8 protein-coding genes are annotated in these 8,058 nt (G+C 38.1%); all 8 read right to left on the bottom strand.

The window, feature by feature from the left end:
* Window positions 1–155 precede the first annotated feature (155 nt).
* Window positions 156–1,370: a serine hydroxymethyltransferase gene (glyA, locus tag AB1397_04195; GenBank protein MEW6482183.1), complete on the bottom strand. Its 1,215-nt coding sequence runs from the start codon at window positions 1,368–1,370 to the stop codon at window positions 156–158.
* 56 nt (window positions 1,371–1,426) lie between these two features.
* A complete protein-coding gene (xerA, locus tag AB1397_04190; GenBank protein MEW6482182.1) occupies window positions 1,427–2,275 on the bottom strand; it encodes a site-specific tyrosine recombinase/integron integrase in 849 nt (282 codons plus the stop codon).
* A gap of 4 nt (window positions 2,276–2,279) precedes the next feature.
* Complete coding sequence (locus AB1397_04185) at window positions 2,280–2,462, bottom strand: hypothetical protein (protein ID MEW6482181.1); 183 nt, start codon at window positions 2,460–2,462, stop codon at window positions 2,280–2,282.
* Window positions 2,463–2,508: 46 nt separating this feature from the next.
* Window positions 2,509–3,744, bottom strand: coding sequence for a phosphomethylpyrimidine synthase ThiC (thiC, locus tag AB1397_04180; GenBank protein ID MEW6482180.1), 1,236 nt, complete (start codon window positions 3,742–3,744; stop codon window positions 2,509–2,511).
* Window positions 3,741–4,835, bottom strand: coding sequence for an alanine racemase (gene alr / locus AB1397_04175; GenBank protein MEW6482179.1), 1,095 nt, complete (start codon window positions 4,833–4,835; stop codon window positions 3,741–3,743). The genes thiC and alr overlap by 4 nt, the downstream gene beginning before the upstream one ends.
* A 64-nt stretch (window positions 4,836–4,899) precedes the next feature.
* Window positions 4,900–5,610, bottom strand: a complete 711-nt coding sequence (locus tag AB1397_04170; GenBank protein ID MEW6482178.1) for a PD-(D/E)XK nuclease family protein — start codon at window positions 5,608–5,610, stop codon at window positions 4,900–4,902.
* Complete coding sequence (locus tag AB1397_04165) at window positions 5,607–7,685, bottom strand: adenylate/guanylate cyclase domain-containing protein (protein ID MEW6482177.1); 2,079 nt, start codon at window positions 7,683–7,685, stop codon at window positions 5,607–5,609. The genes AB1397_04170 and AB1397_04165 overlap by 4 nt, the downstream gene beginning before the upstream one ends.
* Window positions 7,682–8,058: AIR synthase-related protein (locus tag AB1397_04160; GenBank protein MEW6482176.1), on the bottom strand; the 377-nt coding region annotated here is incomplete at its 5' end. The genes AB1397_04165 and AB1397_04160, both read right to left, overlap by 4 nt.

Below are 8,058 nucleotides of genomic sequence, written 5' to 3'. Positions count from 1 at the left end.
ATTAAGAATAAATTCTGCATTTTCAATTACATTTTTTGATTTAAGGCTGTTAAGCATTCCAGATGCTATAAACTCGCCTATAAAATGTCTTATCTCTAATTCTTCTTGTTCTTCCTTAAAGCTTTTCTTTTTCTTGAATAAATTTTTAAGGAAATTCATTGTATGGGAAATGCTTCGCAAAGGGAGGCAACCTCTTTTTTCACATTTTCTTTTCCCCTGATTACCCTTTCAATAAGCCTTGCTATCTCTTTCATTTGCTCCTCTTTCATCCCTCTCGTAGTAAGGGCTGGTGTCCCCATTCTTATTCCAGAGGTTATGGTGGGGGGAAGAGAATCATAGGGAATGGCATTTTTATTAACAATGATGCCCTGTTCACCAAGCAGCTCTTCTCCTATTTTTCCTGTTATTCCCATAGGGCTTAGGTCAATCAAAAAAAGGTGGTTATCCGTTCCACCCGTGATTAGCTTAAAACCAAAGGAGGTAAGGCTTTCTGCCAATACAGAAGCATTTCTTACCACTTGCTTTGCATATTCCTTAAAATCAGGGGATAAAGCCTCTTTAAAACATATAGCTTTAGCGGCAATGATGTGCATTAGAGGCCCTCCTTGAATTCCAGGGAATATTGTTTTATCAATGAGCCTCCCGTATTCTTCTTTTGCCATAATCATCCCACCTCGGGGGCCCCTCAATGTCTTATGGGTTGTTGTGGTGATAATATCGGCTATTCCAATCGGGCTTGGGTGGACATTACCTGCGATAAGCCCAGCAATATGGGCAATGTCTGCTACCAGCAAGCTATCTATCTCATCTGCAATCTTTCTAAATTCCCCAAAATCTATTATCCTTGGATAGGAAGATGCACCACAGATAATCATCCGTGGGCTATATTTTTTTGCCAAATCTCTTACGATGTTAAAATCTATAAGGCCTGTTTTTGGATTAACGCCATAAGCTATAGAGCTAAATATTTGTCCTGAGAAATTAACCCCTGCACCGTGTGAAAGATGGCCTCCTGATTGTAGGTCCATTCCCATAATAATATCACCAGGAGATAGAAATGCAAGATAGGCTGCCATATTTGCCTGTGTTCCTGAGTGTGGCTGGACATTTACATATTCTGCATTAAAAAGCTCCTTTGCCCGCTTGATGGCAAGATTCTCTACTTCATCTACAAACTCACAACCCCCATAGTATCTCTTGTTTGGATAGCCCTCTGCATACTTGTTTGTCAATCCAGAACCTGCTGCTTCTCTAACTGAAAGGCTTGCATAATTCTCTGAGGCAATGAGGTTTAATGTATTCCTTTGCCTCTCTTCATCCTGCTTTATTATTCTATATACCTCCTCATCAAATGCTTTTATCTTTTCCATCTTTGACACTATAAATTAAAAAACCATTTTTGTCAATTGACAAAATTCCTAAATTATTATGCCCTAGGATGTGCCTTATCATATACCTTCTTAAGGTGCTTTCTGGTAATATGGGTATAGATTTGGGTTGTGGAAAGGCTTTTGTGTCCAAGGAATTCCTGGACAGAGCGAATATCAGCACCCTTTTCCAAAAGATGTGTTGCACAGGAATGCCTTAAAGTATGTGGTGAGATATGGGGAAGACCTGCCTTTTTCCTTATTTTATCAATGATCTTCTCAATTGCCCGGCTAGAAAGCCTTCCTCCAAATCTATTTAGAAAAAGGGCATCCCCTTGCGCAACCCTTATTTTAAGATAGGAAATTAAAGAATCCCTTGCATAAGAGCCAAATGGAACAAGCCTCTCCTTTTTTCCTTTAGCAACAACCATTATTGTTTGATCAGATAGATTAATGTCTGATATATTCAATTGCGAAAGCTCATAAACCCTTATTCCCGTTGAATAAAATAGCTCGACAATTGCCCTATTTCTTATCCCAAGACGACCCAAAGATGATGTATCAATCAATTTAAGCACAGAAGGCAAATCAAGAAAATTCGGAAGGTTCTTTGGAAGGCGCGGCATTAGCAACCCAGATATAGGATTATCCTTTAACCCCTCATAAATGCATAGAAAATTATAAAAGCTCCTTAGGGAAGAAAGCTTTCTTGCAATTGTCTTTTTTTTTCTACCCCTCTTTACCAAGCTTCCCAAATATTCCCTTGCCATATGATAACTTGCCTCCCTTTCCTTTAAAAAAGAAAACCATGCCTTTAAATCCATTTCATAATTTCTTATTGTATGGAGAGAATAATTTTCTTGAGCAAGGTATGCCAAAAATTTTTTTGTTTCTCTTTCAAAAGCCATTTTTTTACATTTGAGAAAAAGGGGTAATAGACTTTATTTGTATGGCAAACCGGGAGGGTAGAAAAGAGATGACAAGGGTATTGTTTGATTTGGCAAAATAATTAACCACAGTGGCTATTGGCTCTCTTTTTAGTAAGGAGCTAAAGATTTTCTCGGGAATTATTGCTATGGTTCTTTGGTTATGCATACTAGCAATAGCCTATTATGTAAAGAAAGAAAATGAGCGATAACATTTATTTTATCTTAAACACACAAAAATCGCCACACATTGTGCAGGGGGTTTTGTTTTTTAAGTGGTAGCTTTTTACCTTTTTGGGGTCAATTGAAAGGCTTTCTTGTTTTTTCCAATTAAGAGCCTTCCTTGCCTTAGCCATTTCTATATTCCTCTCTACTAATGCTTTTTTTCCCAAAGCAATATCGGCACAAATTCCGGCAATTTTTGCTGAAATTACACCCTCTTTTACCTCATCTGGTGTAGGAAGGCCAAGGTGTTCAGAGGGTGTTACATAGCAGATAAAATCCGCACCATACAAAGCAGCCAAAGAGGCACCAATGGCAGAGGTTACATGGTCATAGCCTGGGGCAATATCGCAGGGAATTGGGCCAAGCAAATACAATGGTGCATTTTTGGTTATCTTTTTTGCCAATTTAACATTTGCTTTTATATGATTAAGGGGAAGGTGGCCTGGTCCTTCAATGATTATCTGAACACCTTTCTTGTGTGCAATGTCCCTTAATTCTCCCAACTGGATTAGCTCCTTTATCTGGCTAGAATCTGTAGAATCAGCAAGGCAGCCAGGCCTTAAGCTATCGCCTAAGCTTAATGTAACATCGTATTTTAAGGCAATCTTTAAAATATCCTCAAAATATTCATACAATGGATTTTCCTTTTTCTTTTTCTTCATCCAATGGTAAATAATTGCTCCACCCCTGCTTACCATAGGAATAAGCCTCTTTTCAAGAAAAGGAAAGAATTCCTGCCTTAAGCCACAATGTATGGTCATAAAATCAACCCCATCTTCTGCTTGTTTTTCGATTACCTTAAGGATAAGGGAAGGGGTTATATCCTCTATATTTTTAACAAGTGATGCGGCTTGATATATAGGAACCGTGCCAAAAGGAACAGGGCATTCTGAAATGAGGGTTTTTCTTATTTTGTCAATATTTCCTCCCACAGACAAATCCATAATTGTATCTGTCCCTCCCTCTAAAGCAAAATAAAGCTTTTTTCTTTCAAACTCTAAAGAGGAAAGTAGGGTTGATGAGCCAATATTTGCATTTACCTTTTTTAATAAACCGCTGCCGATGCCTTTAATTTTTTCTATATTTCTTTTCTTATTCTTTGGAATTGTAATTATTCCCTCTTTTATTCCATCTACAATGGTCTCAATAGATAGCTCCTCTTCCAAGGCTACCCTCTTTACCTCATCTGTAATTATCCCCTTTTTTGCAGACAATATCTGTGTCATTCCTTGTATATTCTAGGAACCCTCTGGTTTATTCCTGTGATTATCTCATAGTTTATTGTATTGCAAGCATCTGCCAGCTCATCAATGGAAATAAAAGCCTCTCCCTGGTTTCCAAATATAACCACCTCATCGCCCATAGAGACACCAGGAATTTCTGATACATCAATCATTGTCATATCCATACATATTGTCCCAACCATTTTTGCCCTTTTTCCCCTTACAAGAACAAATCCCTTGTTTGACAATGCCCTCCTTAATCCATGGGAATAACCTATAGGAATTACCGCAATTGTAGATTCCCTATCTGTTCTATATGTTTGACCATAGGATATTCCCGAGCCAGCTGGAATCCTCCTTAAAAACGCTATCCTTGTCTTGCAGGACATTGCCTCCTTTGGCAAAAATTTTTTCTCTACCTCCTTTGAAGGAAATAGGCCATAAAGCAATATTCCAGGCCTTACCATATCAAGGTGGACGAGGGGTAGGTCTAAAATTCCAGAAGATGCGGCAATATGCCTTATCGGAATATTTATCCCTTTTTCAGAAAGGCTTTTTAGGACATAAGAAAACCTTTCAAATTGGCAATTTGCATAAGTTTTATCCTTTAAATATGAGGTTGCAAGGTGGGAAAAGATTCCTTCTATTTTGATATTTGGATAGGATATTGCCTTTTCAATAAATAAGGTCGCATCATTATAAGGAACACCAATCCTCCACATCCCTGTATCTATCTTTATATGAACATTTATTGGCTTCTTTGCCTTTAATGAAAGAGATTTAAGCATTTCCTCTGTAAATACAGATGGGGTAAGGTCATAATGGATTATCTTGTCTGCATAAGAGGCTTGGCTTGGCCCTAAAATAAGGATTCTTTCCCTTATTCCTGCCTCCCTTAATGCTATTCCCTCCTCAATAGAAAAAACCCCAAGCATATCAACCTTGTCTTTTATAGCCCTTACAACCTTAATTGCTCCATGTCCATAGGCATCAGCCTTGACCACAGCCAGGATTTTTGAAGATGTTATATTTTTAATGCAAGAGAGGTTATAAAGAATAGCAGCTATGTTTATCTCAACCCAAACATTATTCATTATATGTGATATGTGTTCTACTATACCTTGAAATCCATACTTTGTCAAGATTTTGAGAGATTTTTTATTTGGATATAAATACAGGACAGAGGATAGTAAAATCGCAGAAGGAACAGAATTTATTGGGTTTAGGATGAAATTTTGTTTCGTTTTTCATTTTTTCTACTGTTGCTTTGATAAACCCTATCCCTTTTTCTATATCCTCTTTATTCCTTCTTGTGGTTATCCTTGTGTTATCCTTTAAAAAATGGAAGGTTAGTTGATCTGGAATGCTCTTATGGGTATGATAAAATCCTATGGAATACATCGTCATCTGAAGGTCATTATCGCAGGATTCCTTTGTCAGCTTCTCTCCTGTTTTATAATCAATAACTTCATATCCTTCGTGTAGCTTGTCTACCCGGTCAATCCTTCCAGTAAGGGTAAAATCAGGGAAAGAAACAGAAAATTCGCTCTCAAGCATTATTGGGTTAATCTGGACATTATTTGCCTCGTAAAAATTACGGAGCATAGAAAGTGCTTTAAGCCCCCAGATTCTTTCCTCTTCCCTTCCTGAATACCCCTCCCTTACCCAATGCTTTCTAAGAAGGCTATGCAGAGTATTCATCGTTCTTGTGCCTTGTTTAAAGAATGCCTCAAGGGCTCTATGGATAGATATTCCCATGCTCTGGTATGGCTTTGGCTTGCAATATTTCTTAAGCTCGTCAATATAATAAAATTTATACTTTAAAGGACACTCAAGGAACATTGATAGCTTAAAATGGCTTACCTTCATTTTGTCTTATAAACATATACCCCATCCCAGTCAGGAGGTGGTGGAGAAGCAATATAATCCTGGCATCTCATAAAATACATCCTTGAAATCCCATCCTCCATAATTGTGGAAAATACATTTGCCGCTTCTTTCCATTTCTTTTCTTTATAAAGCAAAAGCCCATTTTGGAAAACCTCAAGCTGTTTTTTCTTTTCCTCTCCTACCTCATTGATCAGCCCAATTGGCTCATAAATCATCACTGGACGCGTCTTCCCCTTTACCACAATAAGGTCTACCTCCCTTGACAAGATTTCATCCTTTATCTTCTCGTAGGTTGCCTTGCTTATAATTATTTGAGCATCATACCTTCTGGTCATTCCCTCAAGCCGGGATGCCAAATTTACCTCATCACCGATTACCGTATAATTTGTCTGGATATCCGAACCAATATTTCCTACCACCATCTCACCGGTATTTATGCCAATCCCAATATCAAGCTCCTCCTTACCCCTTGCCTTCCATTCCTTCTTTAGCCGATTTAACTCCCTTATCATATCCAGGGCGGTTAAAACCGCTCGCTTGGCATGGTCTTCAGGGTATAGTGGCGCACCATAAAAAACCATAATCGCATCGCCAATGTATTTGTCAAGGGTTCCCTTATGCTTAAAGATAACCTGATTCATTGCGGTAAAATATTCATTCAATAAAGAAACAATCTCTTCTGCTTGTAGCTTTTCGGAAAGTGTGGTAAATCCACAGATATCCGAGAATAAAACAGAAAGCTCAAGCCTTTTTCCACCCAGGGAAAATGCATCGGGATTAGAAACAAGCATTTCAACCACATCCTTGCTGACATACCTTGAAAACATCCCCCTTACCTTCTTTTTCTCCCTCTCCTCGGTTTGAAACCTCCAAAGCCAGACTGAAAGGAATGAAAGACCCATTGAGAAGGAAGGAGAGACCATTTCAAGCCATAAGCCTTTGGTTTCAAAGATAATAACCGAGGCAGCAAGATACCCAAAAAGAAGCCCAATCATTGCAAAAATCCCCTTTTTTAAGGAAAGGACGGATGAAAAAAGCCCTATAATTGTCCCTAAAAATAGAATGATTATCCATATTGTTCGCTCAGATACCTTGGTCATAAAGTTATTGGTTAAAATGTTATGGATAATATTGGCGTGAATTTCAACCCCAGGATAAACTTCAGAGAATGGATTGGTCGTAATATCAAACAAGCCCTCTGCACTTCCTCCAATTATCACAATCTTATCTTTAAAATACTCCCTGGGAACCTTCCTTCCTAAAACAGTAGTAAAAGGGATAAATCTAAAGCTTTTTGCCCCCCCAATATATTTAATCCACATCTTGACCCCTTTCTCAACAGGGATTCTCTTTTTATGAGAAAGGTAAAGATATTTTTCTCCAAAGCGAATGTCGTTTATATCTATGCCCAAAGCCTTACAGACAACAGCAAGGGAGAGTGAAAGATATAGTCTATTCTGGTATGGTGTAACCAGGGGAAGAGACCTTGTATTTCCATCATCATCTGGGTATCTATTAAAATACCCAATTCCACCAGATACTTTTTGAATCTCTTTTATTGGTGGGGTAATATTTTTATACTTGCCCACAAACGCTATTCCCTTTGGTTGAGGAAGGGTAAGCCTTTGCATATTCTCAATTGATGGCGTCCCCTTTACCTCGGCGGTAAATGGAAAGAAGAATGAATTAACAAAATTTTGTGTCTTTTTACTTACCTCAATAATTGCCTCGTCATCCTTCGGGTTTGAATAGTCAACAAAGGCAACATCAGAGCCTATGGCTTTTGCTCCACCCTCCCTTATATAATCAATAACCTCGGCATAATATCTCCTTGGCCAACTTTGCCATCTTCCAAGTGAACGAATGCTTTCATTGTCTATATCAACAATTACAACATCATCAAATGCCGCCTCTTTTGCTCCTCCACCAAAGACAAAGCGAAAATTCAAAGATGCCCTTTCAAAGTCTTTGAAAAGATGGAGGTTTTGAGAAAGAAAAATTATTACTACTCCCATAAAAATCCCAAACAATCCGCCAATTATAAGCTTTTTCATTTAATCAAAGTATCTATAGGAATATCCAATAAGCCCTTAATCACTAGCCTTTTATCAGGAATAATGTAGCCAATCTGGTATGCTTCCTGCAATGCCTTTATTTTTTTCTCCCCTCCCTTTTTTACCTCCAAAATAAACCCAGGCGTTTCAGAAAAAAGCCTTTTGTCTTCTCTAATATCGCCAATTCCTTCAATGGTAATTTCTGCCCCAAGATTGCTTAACATCGCCATCTCAATTATTGTGGTAATCATCCCACCATCGGATATATCATGGCAGGAAAGGATTATGCCATCCAAGATTAAATCAATTATTTTATGGATATTCTCCCTTTCTCTTTCTAAATCTGGTTTTGGGATATTTCTTCCCATAAACC

The organism is bacterium (assembly GCA_040756715.1).
In the GTDB taxonomy this organism is placed as follows: domain Bacteria; phylum UBA9089; class UBA9088; order UBA9088; family UBA9088; genus JBFLYE01.
The sequence above is the reverse complement of the archived record's forward strand: the minus strand, read 5'-3'. Positions and strand labels throughout refer to the sequence as shown.